Consider the following 19,019-nt stretch of genomic DNA (forward strand, 5'->3'; position numbering starts at 1 on the left):
GAAATGTACAAATACTACTTCACTTCAAATTTCACACGCGTACCATCTGGATATTTATCTAACTTATTCCCTACCCAAGAGCCTGCTCCCCGGTTATCCGCCGGACTTATATATTCAATATGTGCTCCTTTTCCGCCTTCCTTGCACATCGCCATTGGCCATTCATCACGATCATACCCTTTTTTTGATGGATACGGTGCTAACGACAATTTCCTTCTATCTGCAGCACCACCACGATCGATTGTACAAACTTCTGAATGCCCTTCTTTTATAGCATCCGTAATATGTTTTCCTGTCTCTGGATAACGTTCTTTCGGAAATTCTAACACTTGATCATACGTATTCGTTTTCTTTACACTTGTTTCCTCTGGCACAAGTACTTCATAAACTGCTACTAAAATAGACAGAATTGCAATAATTGAAATGATAATACCTTTTAATTGCTTCATGTATACCTCCATGTTTCTACCAGTTTCTTTTCCTCAGTTATTATAACAAACTTCTCCTGTATATGTTTTCAGACATTATTTTAGTTATTCCTTGCCATTCCGCCAAAAAATTTCATTTTTTCACTAATGCTGTAGAAAACTAATAGCCTTCCGACATTCTTTTTCAAAGGAAGTCCTCATAAAAGATTGAAATGATATATACGATACTTTTTGGGGAGGAAATATCATGGAAGCTACCTATAAAACGAAAGATGTCACGAATAAAACAGGCATCCCAAAACATATAGTCCGCAAATATAGTCAACTGTTAGAGGAACATGGTTATATGATTTCTAAAACAGCTGATGCTCGTATTTATAAACTTGATGATTTAAAACTATTGAAATCTATACATGAAAGAGCTGCCACATTACAAGAAGATATTTCAGAAACGATACCGATTATTTTAAAAGAAAAAGAGGCCCCACCTGTACCAGTTATACAAGATAAGCAAGAGATACAACCGAAAGAAAAAGAAGATGGGCGTAACTTTGAGGAGTTCATGTTGAAACTTGAAATGCTAGCTCAATTAAATGAAGCAATTATTCATCAAAATTCTACTCTAATTACACAAAATCGTTTAAAGGATGAGAAACTAGATGAATTGATGCAACAAGTGTATGTAAAAGAAGGCTCTCAAGAAAAAATGCTTCAAGAGTTAGTCGAGCACGCCGCTCAAACAGATGCATTGCAAAAAGAAAAAATGGACTTATTAATGAATCATATGTATAAACGAGAATCCAAACAAGAAGAAAAAATGAATAAACTTGTTAGTCAAATTTATAACAAGGACAGTAATCGTGATGCACAGCTTATGCAAGTTATTCGAGAAATTCAAGAAACAAAAAGAATGGTCGCTGCCTCAAAAGAGCAAAGCTTCTTTCAATCATTTAAAAGTTTATTTAGCCGAGCAAAACAAGAAAAAACAAATGAATAAACAATATAAAATAAAAAGTTACCTTCCATCGGTAACTTTTATTCCTTATTTTGTACAGCTGGTAATATAATAATTGCTTCAGTGCCTTTTCCACTTTCACTCTTATATTCCAATGTACCATTATGCGCTTGTAAAATACTAAATGTTACCATAAGCCCTAATCCTGTCCCTTTTTCTTTTAAAGAATAATATGGTTGCCCCAGCCTTGCTAACTGTTCTTTCGTCATACCAACACCACTATCTTTAACTCTTATTATGATTGTTTCGTCTTTTTGAATAGCTGTTACTTTTAAATATCCTTTATTTCCTTGAATTGCTTCAATACCATTTTTAACAACATTCATAATAGCTTGCTTCAATTTTGTCTTATCACCAATCGTATAAAGACTTTCTGAAATTTCAACTTGTAAATATACACCTTGCATTGCTGCAAATGACGACATAAGAGTGGTCATTTCTATTAATTGGGCTGATAAACAAATGTGTTCTTTTTTCTCAATTTGCGGCCTTGCTAAATTCAAATAATCTGAAATAATTTGTTCCGCCCGATCCAATTCAGCTAATACGAGACGCATATAATCCTTATTCTTCACATCTTCCGTACTTTCTAGCAATTGGATAAATCCACGAACAACAGTAAGTGGATTTCGAACTTCATGTGCCACACTTGCTGCTAACTCACTTACAATATTAAGCTTTTCTGATTTTTGCATCTCTGTACGTAGCAATGCATTTTCATTTAAATATTCAGTTAAATACACCTGAAATACCATTGTCATGACCATGATAAGCGAGGCAAATATAAATCCGCTATATATTTGCGAAATATACGGTGTAAATCCTGTTTCCAAAAGAACATTAATCATGCCTAATACTAAAGAAACAAGCACATAAAATGATGAAATCATAAATGCTAAAATTAATTTCTTATCTCTTGAAAAAAGAGACCATTTCTTTGATAAAAATAGCGGAACTATCAATAGAAATGTTACTTCTAAAACTGGAAGAAAGCTCATTCCCTTTAGTAACCATTCATATGCAACAAAAATAACCGCTGGGATTAAACCAACAATCCCACCATATAAAAAACCACTGACAATTGGAATTGGGTGAAAGTTATACCCACACACATTGCCAAAACAAATAGAGTATGTCATGGAGAGAACGAGCGTAACGCTAGATAAAAACATAATAAAGTAACGATTTGGCTTCGGAGGCATTTCTTGATAGCGATTTAAACGAATCGCTTCATATAAAAATAGTGGTAAAATTATGATGGCAATTTGAATCAACAAATCACGGATAAGCTCCATAACCTCTCATCCCCTATATGTATTTTGATATGATTATATCATTTTATAGGTTTATTTGTTTTAAAATTTTGATTTTTCTTAACATATTTGTTAATTCTTTGTTAACAACTCATAATAATTGTTACAGATTTTCGAAATGATTGTAAACCCTGTACCAAATTTCCTTCGTGCAGTATACAATGAATACGGATTACAAAGAAAATGTAAAAATACTTTTTTAGACGGACAACTATAGCAAAATACAGCATATAATCCATACTATCTATGTTTACAAATAAGTGATCATTACTTTAGTAGGAGGAAGATAAATATGGCGGGTACTACGCTTGTTTTAAAAGAAGAAAATTTGGTTGTTCTAGAAAATGTTGAAAAATCAGTATATGAAGAGTTACAGCATAAAGCAGGAGATGAAGATTGCACATGTGCTGTGAACGAATCAGTTGTTCACCTTGGCAAGGTATCCTCTGTACTCTGGAATGAAGATGAAATAGATTGGGAATACGGATATTAAAAAGTCGCTTATAGCGGCTTTTTTTCTCTTTTCTCTCTCTTTCTAAATTACATATACAAAGCGCAATCATAGAAAATATGATAAAATGAACTTAATTTTCAAACGGAAGAAAGGGAGATACAATGGAACAATTCATTAACCCTAGAGTGAAGGATATCCAAATTTCTGGAATCCGTCAATTCTCTAACATGATTCAAAACTATGATAATTTGATTTCTTTAACAATCGGACAACCCGATTTCCCTACACCTTCTCTCGTAAAAGAAGCGGCAAAACGGGCTATTACAGAAAACTATACAAGCTATACACATAACGCTGGTTTACTAGAATTACGTAAGGCAGCTTGTAACTTCGTAAAAGATAACTACGATTTACATTACTCACCTGAAAACGAAACCATCGTTACAATTGGTGCTAGCGAAGCGATTGATGTTGCATTCCGAACGATTTTAGAGCCAGGAACAGAAGTAATTTTACCTGCTCCTATTTATCCAGGTTACGAACCTATTATTCGATTATGCGGTGCAACGCCCATTTTTGTAGATGTTCGTGAAACTGGATTCCGTTTAACAGCTGACGCGCTAAAAAATGCTATTACAGAAAAAACAAGATGTATCGTACTACCATATCCTTCTAACCCAACTGGTGTAACTTTATCCACAGAAGAATTAAAAGATATTGTAGATGTTTTAAAAGATAAAAATATTTTCGTCCTTTCAGATGAAATTTATAGCGAGCTTGTGTATGAACAAAAGCATACATCTATCGCTCATTTCCCAGAAATGCGTGAAAAGACAATTGTCATTAACGGTTTATCTAAATCACATTCTATGACTGGCTGGCGTGTTGGACTTTTATTTGCACCAAGCTATTTAGCAGGACACATATTAAAAGTTCATCAATACAATGTAACGTGTGCTACTTCAATCGCTCAATACGCTGCAATTGAAGCATTAACAGCAGCTAAAGACGCACCAAAAATGATGCGCCACCAATATAAAAAACGCCGTGATTACGTATATAATAGACTCACTCAAATGGGATTAACAGTTGAAAAGCCAACAGGTGCATTTTACTTATTCCCATATGTTGGTCATTTGACATCTTCATCATTTGATTTTGCACTTGATCTTGTCAAAGAAGCGGGACTAGCTGTAGTTCCTGGAACAGCATTCTCTGAATACGGTGAAGGCTACCTTCGCTTGTCCTATGCGTATAGTATCGAAACTTTAAAAGAAGGCTGCGACCGATTAGAAGCCTTTCTAATGAAAAAAGCTAAGAGTTAAACTCTTAGCTTTTTTATGCATAATGATCACAAGTTTGACGTTTTAGTAATTTATGAGGAATAATGATACACTTTGCAGTGGATTCTGCATTCTCTACTTTATCAACTAAAGCTTTTGCTGCCTCATATCCTAGCTGATAAATATTCACATCAACTGTCGAAAGTGGAGGGCTCGCAATTTCTGATAATAAAGCATTATTAAAGCTTACAATAGAAACATCTTTCGGTACAACGAATCCTTTTTTAGAAAGAGCACTTAACACACCAAGTCCAATTAAGTCATCCGTTGCCATAATTGCCGTTGGCGGTTGCTGCAGTCCCATTAATTCCTCAACAGCTTGTTGACCACTTTCCCTCGAAAAATCAAAATGTAAAATATATTCTTTTGGTAATACAATGTCTGCTAATTTCAAGGCATCACTCATACCAGCTAAACGATCTCTCGTTACAAGTAAATCTGATCCACCACCAATGAACGCGATTTGCTTATGCCCTAATGAAATTAAATATTCTGCCACTTCTCTTGCAGCTGTATAATTGTCATTATCTACATATGTAATTTCATCTTTTCGATCATATGGTTTTCCTATTAAAACAAACGGGAAATTTTGTTCATGTAAATATTGAATAATCCGATCATTCTCCCTTGAATATAAAAGAATAATGCCACCAATTTGGCGTCCCTGTACCATCTTTACGACACCATTAAAAATTTCTTCTTCCGTTTCACCTGTCGACATGTAAAGCGCATAACCTTCTACGTGTGCAAATGAACTAATCCCTCTTATAACTTCTGGGAAAAATGGATTTTGAAAAGCTTTACTTGCAGAACTTGGCATAACAAGACCAAGTGTTTTCGTCGTTTGGTTCGCAAGATTTCTCGCATTTAAATTGGGATGATACCCTAATTCACTCATCACTTTCCTAACACGGCGCTTTGTCTTTTCACTTATACTTGGATTATCAGCAATTACACGAGAAACTGTTGATGGTGCCACATTCGCTTGCTTCGCCACATCTTTAATTGTAACTGTCATAAAAATCCCCCTCCTCTCATTTCTCTGCCATTTTTCATATATTTTATCTCGCACTCATTGCAAGTCATAAACTTTCATTTCTTATATCTTGCAAAACTAATCCTATTCTCCCTCTTCATGTATTGTAAGGGATATAGCTATTTTTTCCTATACTATAATATACTATTTATTTCACTTCTTTTCACATGTGATGTCAAATCTCTTTTCATCTCCCTATAAAGTTATTTATAGGGAGATGAAAAGAAAAATGGGACGTAATGTCCCATTTTTCATCCTTTTGTACCTCCAGCTGTTAAACCAGAAATAAAGTATTTTTGTAGTGATAGGAATAAAATTGAAATTGGGATCGCAATTAACACAGAACCCGCTGCAAACGTTGTAAATTCATTACCGAATTTCTTCGCAACCATTTCATATAATCCAACTGCTAAAGTATAATTTTCTGGTGTTCGCAAAATAATACTCGCTAAAATGAAATCTGTAAATGGACCAATGAAAGTAAATAACGCTACAACCGCTACGATTGGCTTTGCAAGTGGCATAATGATTTGCCAAAAAATACGGAAATGTCCTGCTCCATCCATACGAGCTGATTCATCCAGTTCTTTCGGAATCGTATCAAAATACCCTTTCATAAGCCATGTATTCATCGGAATGGCCCCGCCTACATAAATTAAAATTAATGCAAGGTGTGTATCAATTAATCCTGTTAATTGAGCTAATACGTATAGAGCAATTAACGCTGCAAAGTTTGGAATCATTTGCAGGATTAAAAATGTTAATAAACCATTTTTTCTTCCAACAAAACGATATCTCGAAAATGCATAAGCAGTAAAGCTAATTGCTAACACTGAGAAAATCATCGTTAAAACACTTACTTTTAATGTGTTTTTATACCATAGTAAGTAATTACTATTCTCTAGATCTAATAACTTACGATAATGATCTAACGTTGCATTTTGTGGAATAATACTTGATCCAGATAAACTATCACCTGGATTAAACGATGAGCCAATAATCCATAATAACGGATAGAAAATGATGGCACACATTACGAAAATAACTAAATAACTTAATGAGAGACGTAACATCTTCTGTCTTTTAATATTCATTTACATCATATCCTCTTCTTGGAATGATTTTGTTCTCTTAAATTGCCATAACGCAACTGTAATAACGATTAACGATAATATCATTGTAAGAGCTGCTGCTTTTCCGTACTGCGCTGAAGTCATCGTTAACTTATAAATCCATGAAATTAAAATATCCGTTCCACCTGCGTCTTGTCCAGCTACAGCAGGACCTCCACCGTTAAATAGATAGATGATACTAAAGTTATTAAAGTTAAACGTATATTGCGTAATTAATATTGGTGCTGTTGCATATAACACAAGTGGCAATGTAATTTTACGAAACTGTTGCCAAGCTGTCGCTCCATCTACTGTAGCCGCTTCATATAATTCTCCCGGAATCGATTGCAGTATACCTGTTGTCATCGCAAAGATAAACGGGAACCCAAGCCACGTTTGAATCATAATTAAAGCAATCTTCGCCCAAAATGGATCTGTCATCCAAGCAATTTTTTCAATTCCGAATAAAGCTAATACTTGATTGTTAATCGCTCCGAATGTTTCATTAAACATACCAGAGAAAACAAGAATAGATACGAATGCTGGAACCGCCCACGGTAAAATGAAGATTGTTCGAATAATCGCCTTTCCTTTAATACCAGGCTGATTTACGATAATCGCTAAGAAAATACCGAGCGCAACTTGTAATGTTGTTGCAACGAATGTCCAAATGACAGTCCAAGAGAATACACTTACAAATGTCTCTCTCCACATCGGTAAAGTGAAAATATCAATAAAGTTTTTAAAGCCCACCCAATCTACTAATTTAGCTGGAGGAGAATGATATAAATCATAGTTTGTAAATCCAATTAAAATTACGAAGATGATTGGAAATACGACAACAAAGATAAGTAGTAGAAAACCTGGTGAAACCATTAAATAAGGAAAACCTTGATCTAACAAATTACGGTATTGCTCTTTTACAGAATTTAACGGTGTTCCGATATCACGTTTCTTTCCATTTTGGTATGCATCGTATAAGTTAAATGCATATATGCCGAGCCCAAAAACGATAACGATAAGGGCCAAGATTCCTTCTACTAATAGAAAGACAGAATGGTCACGTGGAACTTCTGTACCGAGCGTTACAATACCCCATAATCCCATATTTAATAAATCAGCAAAGGCTACAATAAATGAACCTGTTAATACTAGAAAAATAAGACCTTTTACAAATTGTTTATTATACATTTGGCCCACGCCTGGAATGATTGATAACATGGTTGCCATTTTTCTATGCTTTGAATGGTTTAACCCATTTGCTGGTTCCATAGATGTTTGCATGTTCCTTCCCCCTTTTTTCTTCCTACATGGAAGGGAGAGAATTCGTGCCTCTCATATTAGAGGCACGAATTTCACCTTATTTTTTCTTGTTATGATTTGCCTCAATATTACCTTTAATTTGTTTCACTGCACTATCAAGCGCCGCTTTTGGTGCCTCTTTATCTGTAACAACTAATTGAAGCGCATCTCCAGCTGGTTTCCAAACTTCTTGCATTTCTGGAATGTTTGGCATTGGAATTCCATTTTCAGATTGCGTTGCAACTGCTTTTGCAGCTTCGTTATCTTTAATAATTGGATCTTCCATTACTGATTTTACTGGAGGAATTTCTTTTGTTTTCTCAAATCGAATTTTTGCGTTTTCTTCATTTGTTACCCACTCAGTGAATTTTGTAGCTAAATCATTTTGTTTAGAAAAACTTGTTACATGCCATCCTTTAACCCCAACAAACGTTTTCATCGGTTGACCATTTGGTAATTTCGGCATTGGAGCAACGCCATAATCAATCCCGTTCTTTTCCATTGCTTGGAACGCCCATGGGCCATTCATGATAGATGCTGCTTTTCCTTCATTGAATAGTCCATCAGCAGCAGGCCCACCTGATTCACCGATAATACCTTTCGGGAATAATTTTTCTTTGTACCATTTTTGAAGATATTCAGCACCTTGTACTGCTCCGCTATTATTTAATCCAACATCACTTGCATTTGGCTTTCCATCTTTTTCACCAAATACATAACCGCCCATACCTGCCATGAATGCATTAGCAAAGTAGAAGTTATCTCCTAATGCTAAAAATCCGTACTTGCCATCTTTCGTAAATTCTTTTGAGAAGTTAAACAGCTCGTCCATCGTTTCTGGCGCTTTTGGCATTAGTTTTTTATTATAAATAAAGACTGGTGTCTCAATTGCTTTTGGTAAACCATATAATTTTCCGTTATATGTCTGTGCTTCTATTGATGAATTAGTAAATTTACTCTTTACAGCATCATCTGCTTTCACTTCAGAAAGTAAACCTTCTGTTACTGCATTTCCGATTTGATCATGTGGCAATGTTACAACATCTGGTCCAGTCCCCGCTGGCCCATCAAGGCGTAACTTCTTCACTTGATCTGTCATTTGCATTTCAACAACTTTTACTTTTACTTTATATTTTTCCTCAAAGCTTTTCACTGCTGGTTCTAAACCAACACCTTTTTTATCATCTTCCCAAACAAGAAGATCATAGTCTTTTTTCGCTTTACTTTCCTCTTTTTCCCCTGAATCTTTCGGTCCACATGCAGATAACATACCAATAGATAATGCTGAAACCGTTAATAATGATAATGCTTTCTTCATCCCAAAAACCTCCCTAAATTGTCTATGTACCTCAGTAACTGAAAACGTTTGCATTTAATAGTTTAATTGAAGCGCAAACAATATCTCAAGTCTATGAAAACGTTTGCGCTATTTGTCTATCATTATACATTCTTTTATTCATTTTGCAAATATTAATTTAAAAATTATGTCATTATACTCTTTATACATTGACTTTATATGAAATGAATACTACTCTTATAAGCAATATTAAAGCTATAAGAAAGGCAATCGTTTGCAATACAGGCTTTATTATTACACTTAAGGGAATACTATGTATAGAGATATTGAAGGGGGATTTTCTATATGTTTAAAGAAGCCATTTATCATAGGCCGAAAGATAATTATGCATACGCTTACGATGAACAAACAATTCACATCCGAATACGTACTAAGAGAGATGATGTTCAAAGCGCCGATCTTATTTACGGTGATCCTTACGAATGGAAAGACGGGAAATGGATATCAGCAAGTACACCAATGAAAAAAACGGGTTCTACTGCATTATTTGATTATTGGTCCATTGCAATCGAACCAAAATTTAAGCGCTTACGTTATGGGTTTGAATTAAAATCTGAAACAGACACTCTTATTTATACAGAGCGAGGATTCTTTTCTAACATTCCAAATGATGATGTTGGTAACTTTTTTTGTTTTCCATTTATTCATGCAGATGATGTATTCAAAGCACCATCGTGGATTAAAGACACCATTTGGTATCAGATTTTCCCTGAACGATTCGCTAATGGCGATAGTACGCTGAATCCAGAAAACACCCTTCCTTGGGGAAGTACGAATCCAACTCCAACTAATTTTTTCGGCGGGGATTTTGCTGGTGTTATTCAAAACCTTGATTACCTTGTTAAGCTTGGCATTTCCGGAATATATTTCACACCTATTTTCAAAGCTCATTCAAACCATAAATATGACACAATTGACTATATGGAAATTGATCCACAATTTGGGACGGAAGAAACTTTTAAAGAGCTCATTGAAGAATGTCATAAACACGGTATAAAAGTAATGCTCGATGCTGTGTTTAATCATAGTGGATACTTTTTCGAGAAATTTCAAGACGTTCTAGAGAACGGTGAGAAGTCTGCATATAAAGAGTGGTTCCACATTCATGAATTTCCAATTATAACCGATCCACTTCCCAATTATGATACTTTCGCCTTTACACCGTATATGCCTAAATTAAATACAGCTCATCCAGATGTAAAAGAATACTTACTTGAAGTAGGACGTTATTGGGTACGAGAATTCAATATAGATGGCTGGCGCCTTGATGTCGCAAATGAAGTCGATCACAACTTTTGGAGAGAATTCCGAACTGAAATAAAGACATTAAATCCTGAAGTATATATTTTGGGAGAAATTTGGCACGATGCCCTTCCGTGGCTACAAGGCGATCAATTTGATGCTGTCATGAGCTACCCTGTTACAAACGCTCTACTTTCTTACTTTGCTAACGATTCCATTAAAGCAAGTGAATTTATGAAGCAAATTACAGAATCTCTACATTCCTACTCTATGAATGTAAATGAAGCAGCCTTTCATTTATTAGATAGCCATGATACTCCAAGAATTTTAACAACATGCAATGGAGATAAAAATAAGTTGAAATTGCTCTATGTATTCCATCTTTCTTTCATCGGCTCTCCATGTATTTATTACGGAGATGAAATCGGCATGGATGGTGGTATGGACCCCGATTGCCGTAAATGTATGATTTGGGATACTAAAGAACAAGATCATGCATTATTTACACATATACAAACATTGATTTCATTACGAAAACAACATGCAGCTTTTGGAGGACATGGTACTTTTCAATTCATCGAAGCAAATGATGAACATAATTATATTTCTTATACGAAAACATATGAGGATGAAACTATCTTTTTCGTTTTAAACCCTACTAATAGTGAAGTTACAGTTTCACTCCCTCTTCATGTTACTGGTAAGAAAATAATTAACATTTATACAAATGAAGAATTTTCAGCAGAAGCAAGTGTATTACAAGTTACACTTCCTCCATATGGATTCTCCATATTAAAATGGTAACCCAAAAAATCCTTATGCCAAGGTGGCATAAGGATTTTTCTTATTTCAATTTGAATACCATCGCTTCATACGGACGTAATGTAATGTTATCTATCAATCCGATTTCTACATCGTAATTGTGTATGAATAATTCTGATTCACTATAACTAATATCCTCAGGCATTTCAAATACACTTTCATCCGCAGTAAAGTTTGCAATAACAAGTAGTTTTTCGTCTCCATATGTTCTTACATAAGCAAAAATAGAAGGATTATTCTCTAATATTAAATCATATGATCCATATACAACTATTTCATTATTTTTGCGTAGCTCAATTAATTTCTTATAGTAATAAAAAATTGAACCTTCATCTTGGATTGCTTGTTTCACATTAATCTCTTTATAGTTAGGATTTACAGTAATCCAAGGCTCACCCGTTGTAAATCCAGCGTGATTCTGATCATCCCACTGCATCGGAGTTCTAGCATTATCACGACCCTTTATATAAATAGATTCCATTACTTTTTCTATATCTTCACCATGGTCTATCACTTTTTCTTTATACATATTTAACGTTTCAATATCTCGATATTCATCAATTGATTGGAATCGAACGTTCGTCATTCCGATTTCTTCACCTTGATAAATATATGGCGTTCCCTTCATCATATGAAGAACTGTCGCTAACATTTTCGCAGATTCAATGCGATACATTCCATCGTTACCAAAACGAGATACAACGCGAGGCTGATCATGGTTATTCCAATAAAGGCTATTCCATCCGGTATGCTCTAATGCTTTTTGCCACTTTGTTAAATTCTCTTTTAAAGTAAGAAGTGAGCATGGTTTTACATCCCACTTTCCACCTTCTCCTGAATCTAAATCCATATGTTCAAATTGGAATACCATTTGCAACTCTTTTCGTTCTTCTCCAGTATACAATTTAGCTTCTTCTGTCGTTACACCAGGCATTTCACCAACCGTCATAATATCATAATTCGATAATACTTCCTCATTCATTTCATGCAAATATTTATGAATGTTTGGACCGTTCATAAAATGTTTATGACCTGAAACATAACCATCTTCATCTGTTTCAACTGTTGGTAACCCTTCTTCTTTAGAAATAAAATTGATAACATCCATGCGGAATCCATCAATTCCTTTTTCTAACCAAAACTTCATCATCTCATAAACATCTTGTCTTACCTTTTCATTATCCCAGTTTAAATCCGGTTGTTTTTTAGAAAACAGATGTAAATAATATTCATCCGTCATTTCATCATACTTCCATGCAGATCCACTAAAAGCAGCTCCCCAGTTGTTTGGTTCTTTCCCTTCTTTTCCAGGACGCCATATATAGTAATCTCTATATTTATTATCTTTTGATTTACGTGATTCAATAAACCAATTATGTTCATCAGATGTATGATTAACAACTAAATCCATCATCAATTTCATATTACGTTCATGCATTTCATGTAATAGTTCATCCCAATCTTCCATTGTTCCGAACTCGTTCATAATTTTACAATAATCGCTTATATCATAACCATTATCATCATTTGGAGATTCATAGACTGGTGATAACCAAATCACATCAATCCCTAACTCTTTTAAGTAATCTAGCTTTGAAATAATCCCTTGAAGATCTCCTATACCATCACCATTACTATCCATAAAGCTACGAGGATAAATTTGATATACTACACTTTCTTTCCACCATTGTTTTTCCATTATGCTACCCCATTTCATTCATTTTTCTCTTTTTCAAGGCGCAAACGTTTTCATTAATGAATGATAACAGATTCTATCTCAATTTAAAATAGCGCTTACAATTTTTATTGTTCTTTTTCTAAGAAAACATATGAAAACCACTAATAAATCTCCAATAAATGAAAACGTTTTATTTTTTTTATTTATTTTTTGAATCTATTCGTTTATAATGAACTCAAAGAAAACGTTTGCATAATTATTTCTAGGGGGAAATACCATGGCAGAACTTAAATTAGAAAACATTTATAAGATATATGATAATAACGTAACAGCTGTAACTGATTTTAATTTACACATTCAAGATAAAGAATTTATTGTATTTGTCGGTCCTTCTGGATGCGGAAAGTCTACAACGTTACGAATGGTAGCTGGACTCGAAGATATTTCAAAAGGCGAGTTTTCAATTGATGGTAAACTAATGAATGATGTTCCTCCAAAAGATCGAGATATCGCAATGGTATTCCAAAACTACGCTCTTTATCCACATATGAGTGTATATGATAATATGGCATTTGGATTAAAACTTCGAAAAATACCAAAAGATGAAATCGATCGTCGTGTAAAAGATGCAGCAAAAATTTTAGGACTTGAACAATATTTAGATAGAAAACCGAAAGCATTATCAGGTGGACAGCGCCAACGTGTTGCGTTAGGTAGAGCAATCGTTCGAGATGCAAAAGTTTTCTTAATGGACGAGCCATTATCAAACTTAGATGCTAAACTCCGTGTTGCAATGCGCTCAGAAATTTCTAAGCTACATCATCGCCTTGGAACAACAACAATTTATGTAACACATGACCAAACAGAAGCAATGACTATGGCTTCGCGTCTTGTCGTTATGAAGGATGGAAAGATTCAACAAATTGGAACACCAAAAGAAGTATATGAAACACCAGAAAACATTTTCGTGGGTGGATTTATCGGGTCACCAGCGATGAACTTCTTCCGTGGTAAATTGACTGAAACCGATTTCGTTATAGACAATACTATAAAAATCAAAGTATCTGAAGGAAAAATGAAGATGCTACGTGAACAAGGCTATGTAAATAAGGAAATTGTTTTAGGTATTCGCCCGGAAGACATTCATGATGAACTACTATTTTTAGAAGCTTCACAATCTACTACTTTCACAACAAAAATTGAAGTTGCTGAATTGTTAGGTGCTGAATCTATTTTATATATGAAACTTGGAAATCAAGATTTTGCAGCACGTGTTGATGCAAGACATATATTCTCACCTGGAGACCAAATTAAATTGGCATTTGATTTAAATAAAGCGCATTTCTTTGACAACCAAACAGAACAACGTATTCGCTAAAAAAATTTCCTTCTATATAACATACAAAAAAACCGTCCACATATATTGAGGGCGGTTTTCATTATTATACTAGGGCTTCTACTGTATGAAATGATTGTCCTTTCGTGCCAATAATACCGAAAATCGGTAAATCACTAAGCACCACTTCTTCTTGCTGTTTCATAAAAGATGACGTTAATTGTTTTATCTCTATCCAAACGTCATTAATACAAAGTACATTGGAATCGTTCTCTTGTTGGCGAGAAAAAATAGAATCTATTTTATATAAACCAGCATTTTGAAAAAGCATGTCAATGCGACTGAATGCATTCAAAGTAATGCTAATAACGCGTTGCCAATCTCCTTGCTTTTCCATATCATAGAATACAAAAAGGGCTTCTCCGCCTAGATTCGTAATTTCCTCCACTGTTGCTTGTCCACTTTCTTGATCAATGTCCGTCACAATTACTTTTGCGCCTTGTTTAGCCAACAAAAGAGCTGTATTACGTCCAATACCGATGCCACCGCCAGTTACGATAGCAACTTTTCCTGCAAGCTTCATTTTCATTACCCCTTCTATAAGTCTTACCGTCATTCAGTATACTCCTTTATGAGATTATTCTGCAAGCAAGAAAAATTGCTATTCAATTTGTAAGCGTTTACTTCTTATCCTTCTTTTTTCTTACTCTTACGCTGATCAAGAACTAGACCGATAAAAATGAGAATGCCCCAAAAAATTATGCTACCTCCTGTCATCTCAACTTCCCCCTTATTATATAAAGTAAAACTTTAATCAGCCCCAAATGGTGAGATAAAGATATTATTTTTAATTATTATACCATTATCTTAATTTTCAATCTATTACAAATAGAAATGACACATTTTAGCTTTTCCTCACTGTAAATATTCACAATATACTTATAAAATAAAAAAAGACCTTTTTTATATATAAAAAGGGTCTTTTTTTATTTTATTATACAAGACTTATTATTTTCGTCTTTGTAATTAAGTCCTGAAAACCGCAATTGTCTTTGCGGAACAACATCATATATACGTTACATATTAATGGAATTCCTAATAGCAATACGTTCGGTAATAACACTACAAAAAATCTTATAATTAATGTTTGCAACGTTAGCTTTTCACTCTTCAGTGAAATTAATTTTATTCTTGTTACCTTTTTGCCAAGTGTAACACCGTTCCAAATAAAGGGTAACACAATAAAATATATCGCCATTAATATGAAAACTACTGCGAAATCATATCTAAAATCACCTAAGCTTATATTAAAGCGCTTAAACATAGCACTATAGTTTCCGGTCATAATAGCTACTACTGCACCATACATAACCGAGATTAAAAACATGTCAATTAGGGAAGCACCTATGCGATTCATTACAAGCGCTGGACGATGCATCTTTAACTTCATTTTATGTCGACTCCTTCATATCCTTCTTTACCCGTCTCATCGTACCACTTCTAAAAAACATTGTAAACTAGCGTTTCTCTTACTTTTCTTGTACAATTTGTTACAATAGCATTATAAAGGAGGTTCCCATATTGAAAAAATGGATAATCCTATTCGTCGCCTTCCTATTAACTGGTTGTGCAGGAAACACAAGTCACTTAACTTATACGGTTAACGATGAATACGAACTCATACGTACTTCTGGAAATGCATTTGAACTTTTCCCCTCGCAAGATGCTGTATATGCCACACAATACATCCCTGCAAAAATTACAGACATTGCTTGGGATGATAAATACATTATTGCAAAACAAACTGAGGAAAAATCAGATCCAAATAACCCTGACGCAGCAATTGCAAATAAAAAAAGTGAACATTATTGGATTATTGACGTAAAGCACAATAAACGTTTCGGTCCCTACAATGAAAAGCAATTTAATGAACAAAAAGATGCGTTTAAAATTAAGGTGCCTTTTCAAAATGTAGATTCATACATAAAAGAAATAAAAAAACAGTCAGCATAATATTTGAGTGCTGACTGTTTTTCTTACATTATTTTAAAAACACCTTACTCCGAAAGTGAGATATTAAACGTTTGTGACTCTTTTACAACATCTTGTGTTTCAGAATCTCCTGCAAGTAAATCATCAGTTGTAAACTGAATATCCTTTACTTTGTCTTTTCCATCGTCAAGTATTAAACCAATAATACCATCTCTTGTTTCACCAGGCTTATAGTCTTCTCTTGACACATTTTTTGTACCAACTAACGTATCTTCATCATATAAAAAGTTTTGAGTCGCTACTTTAAAATGTTGCTTACCATTAATCATAACATCATTCATAGAGAAAAATTGCATATTTTTATTTCCGCTATTCTCCACTTTATATGTAATCTCAACGTAACGAATTGTATTACTAATCTCTGTTCCACTTAGCGATGCATATAACTCTGCATCTTCTTGGCTTACTTTATCCCCTAATCTACGTTTTACTTCTTCAGGAGTTAGTGCCGTGTATACTTTCAATGTATTTTTTGCCTTTTCACTCATCTGTGATAAAGAGATTACTTTCACATCTTGTACGTGAATTTTCATTGGCGCTACTTCAAATGTTTGATTCACAGAGTGCATCTGCTCTAACTTGAAAGTACCCCATCCTGTTTCTTTCACTTTTTGTCCTACTTTTTTCAGCTCACGCCCACCATATTCTTTTGTTTCAGGAATTGATTCTTTCTTCTTCGGTTCAGCTTTCTTTTCTTCTTGATGGAAGCAACCACTTAACACAAGAAGAAAACTACATAAAACAAAAATACTTTTCCATGCTTTCATCATTTCATTTCTCCTAACGCTATCATTCATGAATATAATATTAGTCCCTTGCTTTGTAAACTATAGAAACAATGAAAAGTCCACAAAATGAACTTGTCAGTCCAGATACTATTATACCTCCAATTTGGAAAATATGAAAATAGGGATCTAGGAACGCATGCACGATAAATATAATAGTTGCCACAACAATTACTGAAATCCAATACTTTCTTTTTTCCGAAGCTAAAATAAGGTCTTTACCCATTTCATTTCTATATTTCCATAAAACGTATACTAATAATAGAAAACCAATACATGTACTTCCATGTTGCATATATTTATAAACAGGGATACCGTACCATTCCCTTTGCAATAATGGTATTTTCATAACAAAATAGCCTGTCTTATGAGTGAATGCATCCCAAACAACATGCGTTAACATACCGAATAATGCTGAATAACAAAATATAAAAAGATCCTTCCATGTATGAATCCTCCACCCCTTATCTACTACATATGTATAATACCCAGCAAATGGTTTAGGTAAATGTGTTATAAAAGGCTTTTTTAAAATGTAATGATATATACATGCTAATAAGAAGACAAGTGGTAAATTTAAATATAAGAACCCAAGCCACGTATGCCCAATAACACCATACGGTCTAAAGTGTAAAAAATATTCAAAGTCAGGCGCCATACTACCTAATATAAGAGCCGTTACTGACATATATTTAGAATGCTTTTTCGCAAAAGGAAGAACTGCTGCTGGATGTGCAAATGTAAACGGCATACTTTAACTCCTTCTCACATTTTCAATAGAATACCATCTATCATAACGAGAGAATAGATCTTCATGCAATATTTATTTTCACATTGGAATATGATAGTTTAAATGATATAATCCACATAAAATATTCAGGATATAAGGAAGGAATTCAGGTGTCATTAACACTTGTATTTGCTGCTTTTTTAGAATTAAAATCCGTTATGAATTGAGGTTTATATATTGATTGACGTACCCTTTTTACAAAATGTCACATTAAAAAAAGAAAATATCCCTAGTTTTTCCGCATATCCTTACTGCTTACCCGCTATTCGAACATTACAATCACTAGCTTTCCATCCAAATGTAACATTCATTATTGGAGAAAACGGAACGGGTAAATCAACATTACTTGAAGGAATTGCAATTGCGTTAGGTTTTAATGCAGAAGGTGGAACGAAGAACTTCCGTTTTAGCACAAACGATTCCCATTCACCTTTACATGAATACCTTCGAATTTCAAAAAGTTTCAATACACCAAACGACGGTTTCTTTCTTCGCGCTGAATCATTTTATAACGTTGCTTCTTATATTGATGAAATAGATGCTGATAGAGAAGCACGTGGGAACCCGGTTATCAACTCTTATGGTGGTATCTCACTACACAAACAATCACACGGTGAATCATTCTTTTCCTTATTTATGAACCGTTTTTCAGGACAAGGTTTATACATTTTAGATGAGCCTGAGGCCGCTCTATCACCTATGAGACAACTTTCCATGCTCATTCGAATGCATGAACTAGCGGAACAAGGTTCACAATTTGTTATTGCGACGCATTCTCCTATTTTAATGGCTTACCCTGAATCTACTATATACTCTTTAACACAAGAGGGGATTCACGAATCCACATTAGAAGAAACCGAGCATTATCAAACGACGAAACTTTTCTTTGAAAATCGTGATCGATTATTTCATCATCTATTTGAGTCATAAAAAAAGAAGCAGCAATAGCTGCTT

The 19,019-nt window shown here is 34.2% G+C and carries 19 protein-coding genes; 7 read left to right on the forward strand and 12 right to left on the reverse strand.

The window, feature by feature from the left end:
- Positions 1–14 precede the first annotated feature (14 nt).
- Complete coding sequence (gene nucA / locus N2V79_RS19605) at positions 15–449, reverse strand: DNA-entry nuclease (protein ID WP_000811494.1); 435 nt, start codon at positions 447–449, stop codon at positions 15–17.
- 226 nt (positions 450–675) lie between these two features.
- Between nucA and N2V79_RS19610 the strand changes: the two genes are divergently transcribed.
- Positions 676–1,425, forward strand: a complete 750-nt coding sequence (locus N2V79_RS19610; RefSeq protein WP_000388467.1) for a DUF3967 domain-containing protein — start codon at positions 676–678, stop codon at positions 1,423–1,425.
- 38 nt (positions 1,426–1,463) lie between these two features.
- Here the strand turns inward: N2V79_RS19610 and kinB are convergent, their stop codons facing one another.
- Complete coding sequence (gene kinB, locus N2V79_RS19615; protein ID WP_000420372.1) at positions 1,464–2,738, reverse strand: sporulation sensor histidine kinase KinB; 1,275 nt, start codon at positions 2,736–2,738, stop codon at positions 1,464–1,466.
- A gap of 310 nt (positions 2,739–3,048) precedes the next feature.
- Between kinB and N2V79_RS19620 the strand changes: the two genes are divergently transcribed.
- Together N2V79_RS19620 and N2V79_RS19625 are read left to right on the forward strand one after the other, a co-directional pair.
- Positions 3,049–3,249: a hypothetical protein gene (locus N2V79_RS19620; protein WP_000929276.1), complete on the forward strand. Its 201-nt coding sequence runs from the start codon at positions 3,049–3,051 to the stop codon at positions 3,247–3,249.
- A 122-nt stretch (positions 3,250–3,371) separates the two neighbouring features.
- Complete coding sequence (locus N2V79_RS19625) at positions 3,372–4,535, forward strand: aminotransferase A (RefSeq protein WP_000434575.1); 1,164 nt, start codon at positions 3,372–3,374, stop codon at positions 4,533–4,535.
- A 13-nt stretch (positions 4,536–4,548) separates the two neighbouring features.
- Here the strand turns inward: N2V79_RS19625 and malR are convergent, their stop codons facing one another.
- The 4 genes from malR to N2V79_RS19645 all read right to left on the reverse strand — a co-directional run bounded on the left by malR (position 4,549) and on the right by N2V79_RS19645 (position 9,321).
- Complete coding sequence (gene malR, locus N2V79_RS19630) at positions 4,549–5,571, reverse strand: maltose operon transcriptional repressor MalR (protein ID WP_000219053.1); 1,023 nt, start codon at positions 5,569–5,571, stop codon at positions 4,549–4,551.
- Positions 5,572–5,840: 269 nt separating this feature from the next.
- A complete protein-coding gene (gene malD, locus N2V79_RS19635) occupies positions 5,841–6,683 on the reverse strand; it encodes a maltosaccharide ABC transporter permease MalD (RefSeq protein ID WP_001022608.1) in 843 nt (280 codons plus the stop codon).
- On the reverse strand, positions 6,684–7,985 hold the full coding sequence (malC, locus tag N2V79_RS19640; RefSeq protein ID WP_069356146.1) for a maltosaccharide ABC transporter permease MalC: 1,302 nt from the start codon (positions 7,983–7,985) through the stop codon (positions 6,684–6,686).
- A gap of 76 nt (positions 7,986–8,061) precedes the next feature.
- Entirely contained in the window at positions 8,062–9,321 is a 1,260-nt protein-coding gene (locus N2V79_RS19645; RefSeq protein WP_030027746.1) for an extracellular solute-binding protein, read from the reverse strand.
- Between the two features lie 324 nt (positions 9,322–9,645).
- On the opposite strand from N2V79_RS19645, the gene N2V79_RS19650 reads away from it, so the two are divergent.
- Complete coding sequence (locus N2V79_RS19650; protein ID WP_075718309.1) at positions 9,646–11,406, forward strand: alpha-glycosidase; 1,761 nt, start codon at positions 9,646–9,648, stop codon at positions 11,404–11,406.
- A gap of 40 nt (positions 11,407–11,446) precedes the next feature.
- Here N2V79_RS19650 and malL read toward each other — a convergent pair whose 3' ends face one another.
- The gene (gene malL / locus N2V79_RS19655) at positions 11,447–13,123 is read right to left on the reverse strand and encodes an oligo-1,6-glucosidase (protein ID WP_071729761.1); all 1,677 of its coding nucleotides are present in this window, start codon (positions 13,121–13,123) and stop codon (positions 11,447–11,449) included.
- Positions 13,124–13,379: 256 nt separating this feature from the next.
- On the opposite strand from malL, the gene N2V79_RS19660 reads away from it, so the two are divergent.
- Positions 13,380–14,480 (forward strand): ABC transporter ATP-binding protein, encoded by a 1,101-nt coding sequence (locus N2V79_RS19660; RefSeq protein WP_069356149.1) that lies wholly within the window; start codon positions 13,380–13,382, stop codon positions 14,478–14,480.
- A 64-nt stretch (positions 14,481–14,544) separates the two neighbouring features.
- On the opposite strand, the gene N2V79_RS19665 is transcribed toward N2V79_RS19660, so the two are convergent.
- The 3 genes from N2V79_RS19665 to N2V79_RS19675 form a co-directional block, all read right to left on the reverse strand.
- The gene (locus tag N2V79_RS19665; protein WP_000218413.1) at positions 14,545–15,054 is read right to left on the reverse strand and encodes an SDR family NAD(P)-dependent oxidoreductase; all 510 of its coding nucleotides are present in this window, start codon (positions 15,052–15,054) and stop codon (positions 14,545–14,547) included.
- A 71-nt stretch (positions 15,055–15,125) separates the two neighbouring features.
- Entirely contained in the window at positions 15,126–15,215 is a 90-nt protein-coding gene (locus N2V79_RS19670; RefSeq protein ID WP_000145638.1) for a hypothetical protein, read from the reverse strand.
- Between the two features lie 217 nt (positions 15,216–15,432).
- Complete coding sequence (locus N2V79_RS19675; protein ID WP_000769080.1) at positions 15,433–15,888, reverse strand: RDD family protein; 456 nt, start codon at positions 15,886–15,888, stop codon at positions 15,433–15,435.
- Positions 15,889–16,019: 131 nt separating this feature from the next.
- On the opposite strand from N2V79_RS19675, the gene N2V79_RS19680 reads away from it, so the two are divergent.
- On the forward strand, positions 16,020–16,451 hold the full coding sequence (locus N2V79_RS19680) for a DUF3997 domain-containing protein (RefSeq protein WP_000758789.1): 432 nt from the start codon (positions 16,020–16,022) through the stop codon (positions 16,449–16,451).
- Positions 16,452–16,495: 44 nt separating this feature from the next.
- Here N2V79_RS19680 and N2V79_RS19685 read toward each other — a convergent pair whose 3' ends face one another.
- The gene (locus N2V79_RS19685) at positions 16,496–17,260 is read right to left on the reverse strand and encodes a hypothetical protein (protein WP_029443164.1); all 765 of its coding nucleotides are present in this window, start codon (positions 17,258–17,260) and stop codon (positions 16,496–16,498) included.
- Positions 17,261–17,297: 37 nt separating this feature from the next.
- Positions 17,298–18,026 carry a DUF4184 family protein gene (locus N2V79_RS19690; RefSeq protein WP_016080420.1) on the reverse strand — a complete coding sequence of 243 codons (729 nt, stop codon included), beginning with the start codon at positions 18,024–18,026 and terminating at the stop codon, positions 17,298–17,300.
- 216 nt (positions 18,027–18,242) lie between these two features.
- On the opposite strand from N2V79_RS19690, the gene N2V79_RS19695 reads away from it, so the two are divergent.
- Positions 18,243–18,995, forward strand: a complete 753-nt coding sequence (locus tag N2V79_RS19695; RefSeq protein ID WP_069356150.1) for an AAA family ATPase — start codon at positions 18,243–18,245, stop codon at positions 18,993–18,995.
- Positions 18,996–19,019: the final 24 nt, after the last annotated feature.

Source organism: Bacillus sp. CH_70, assembly GCF_038007045.1.
Taxonomy (GTDB): Bacteria; Bacillota; Bacilli; order Bacillales; family Bacillaceae_G; genus Bacillus_A; species Bacillus_A cereus.

Excerpts from the sequence above, each read along its gene's own strand:
- nucA (WP_000811494.1), bottom strand. The coding sequence starts at position 449 with ATGAAGCAATTAAAAGGTATTATCATTTCAATTATTGCAATTCTGTCT.
- N2V79_RS19610 (WP_000388467.1), top strand. The coding sequence starts at position 676 with ATGGAAGCTACCTATAAAACGAAAGATGTCACGAATAAAACAGGCATC.
- kinB (WP_000420372.1), bottom strand. The coding sequence starts at position 2,738 with ATGGAGCTTATCCGTGATTTGTTGATTCAAATTGCCATCATAATTTTA.
- N2V79_RS19620 (WP_000929276.1), top strand. The coding sequence starts at position 3,049 with ATGGCGGGTACTACGCTTGTTTTAAAAGAAGAAAATTTGGTTGTTCTA.
- N2V79_RS19625 (WP_000434575.1), top strand. The coding sequence starts at position 3,372 with ATGGAACAATTCATTAACCCTAGAGTGAAGGATATCCAAATTTCTGGA.
- malR (WP_000219053.1), bottom strand. The coding sequence starts at position 5,571 with ATGACAGTTACAATTAAAGATGTGGCGAAGCAAGCGAATGTGGCACCA.
- malD (WP_001022608.1), bottom strand. The coding sequence starts at position 6,683 with ATGAATATTAAAAGACAGAAGATGTTACGTCTCTCATTAAGTTATTTA.
- malC (WP_069356146.1), bottom strand. The coding sequence starts at position 7,985 with ATGCAAACATCTATGGAACCAGCAAATGGGTTAAACCATTCAAAGCAT.
- N2V79_RS19645 (WP_030027746.1), bottom strand. The coding sequence starts at position 9,321 with ATGAAGAAAGCATTATCATTATTAACGGTTTCAGCATTATCTATTGGT.
- N2V79_RS19650 (WP_075718309.1), top strand. The coding sequence starts at position 9,646 with ATGTTTAAAGAAGCCATTTATCATAGGCCGAAAGATAATTATGCATAC.
- malL (WP_071729761.1), bottom strand. The coding sequence starts at position 13,123 with ATGGAAAAACAATGGTGGAAAGAAAGTGTAGTATATCAAATTTATCCT.
- N2V79_RS19660 (WP_069356149.1), top strand. The coding sequence starts at position 13,380 with ATGGCAGAACTTAAATTAGAAAACATTTATAAGATATATGATAATAAC.
- N2V79_RS19665 (WP_000218413.1), bottom strand. The coding sequence starts at position 15,054 with ATGACGGTAAGACTTATAGAAGGGGTAATGAAAATGAAGCTTGCAGGA.
- N2V79_RS19670 (WP_000145638.1), bottom strand. The coding sequence starts at position 15,215 with ATGACAGGAGGTAGCATAATTTTTTGGGGCATTCTCATTTTTATCGGT.
- N2V79_RS19675 (WP_000769080.1), bottom strand. The coding sequence starts at position 15,888 with ATGAAGTTAAAGATGCATCGTCCAGCGCTTGTAATGAATCGCATAGGT.
- N2V79_RS19685 (WP_029443164.1), bottom strand. The coding sequence starts at position 17,260 with ATGATGAAAGCATGGAAAAGTATTTTTGTTTTATGTAGTTTTCTTCTT.
- N2V79_RS19690 (WP_016080420.1), bottom strand. The coding sequence starts at position 18,026 with ATGCCGTTTACATTTGCACATCCAGCAGCAGTTCTTCCTTTTGCGAAA.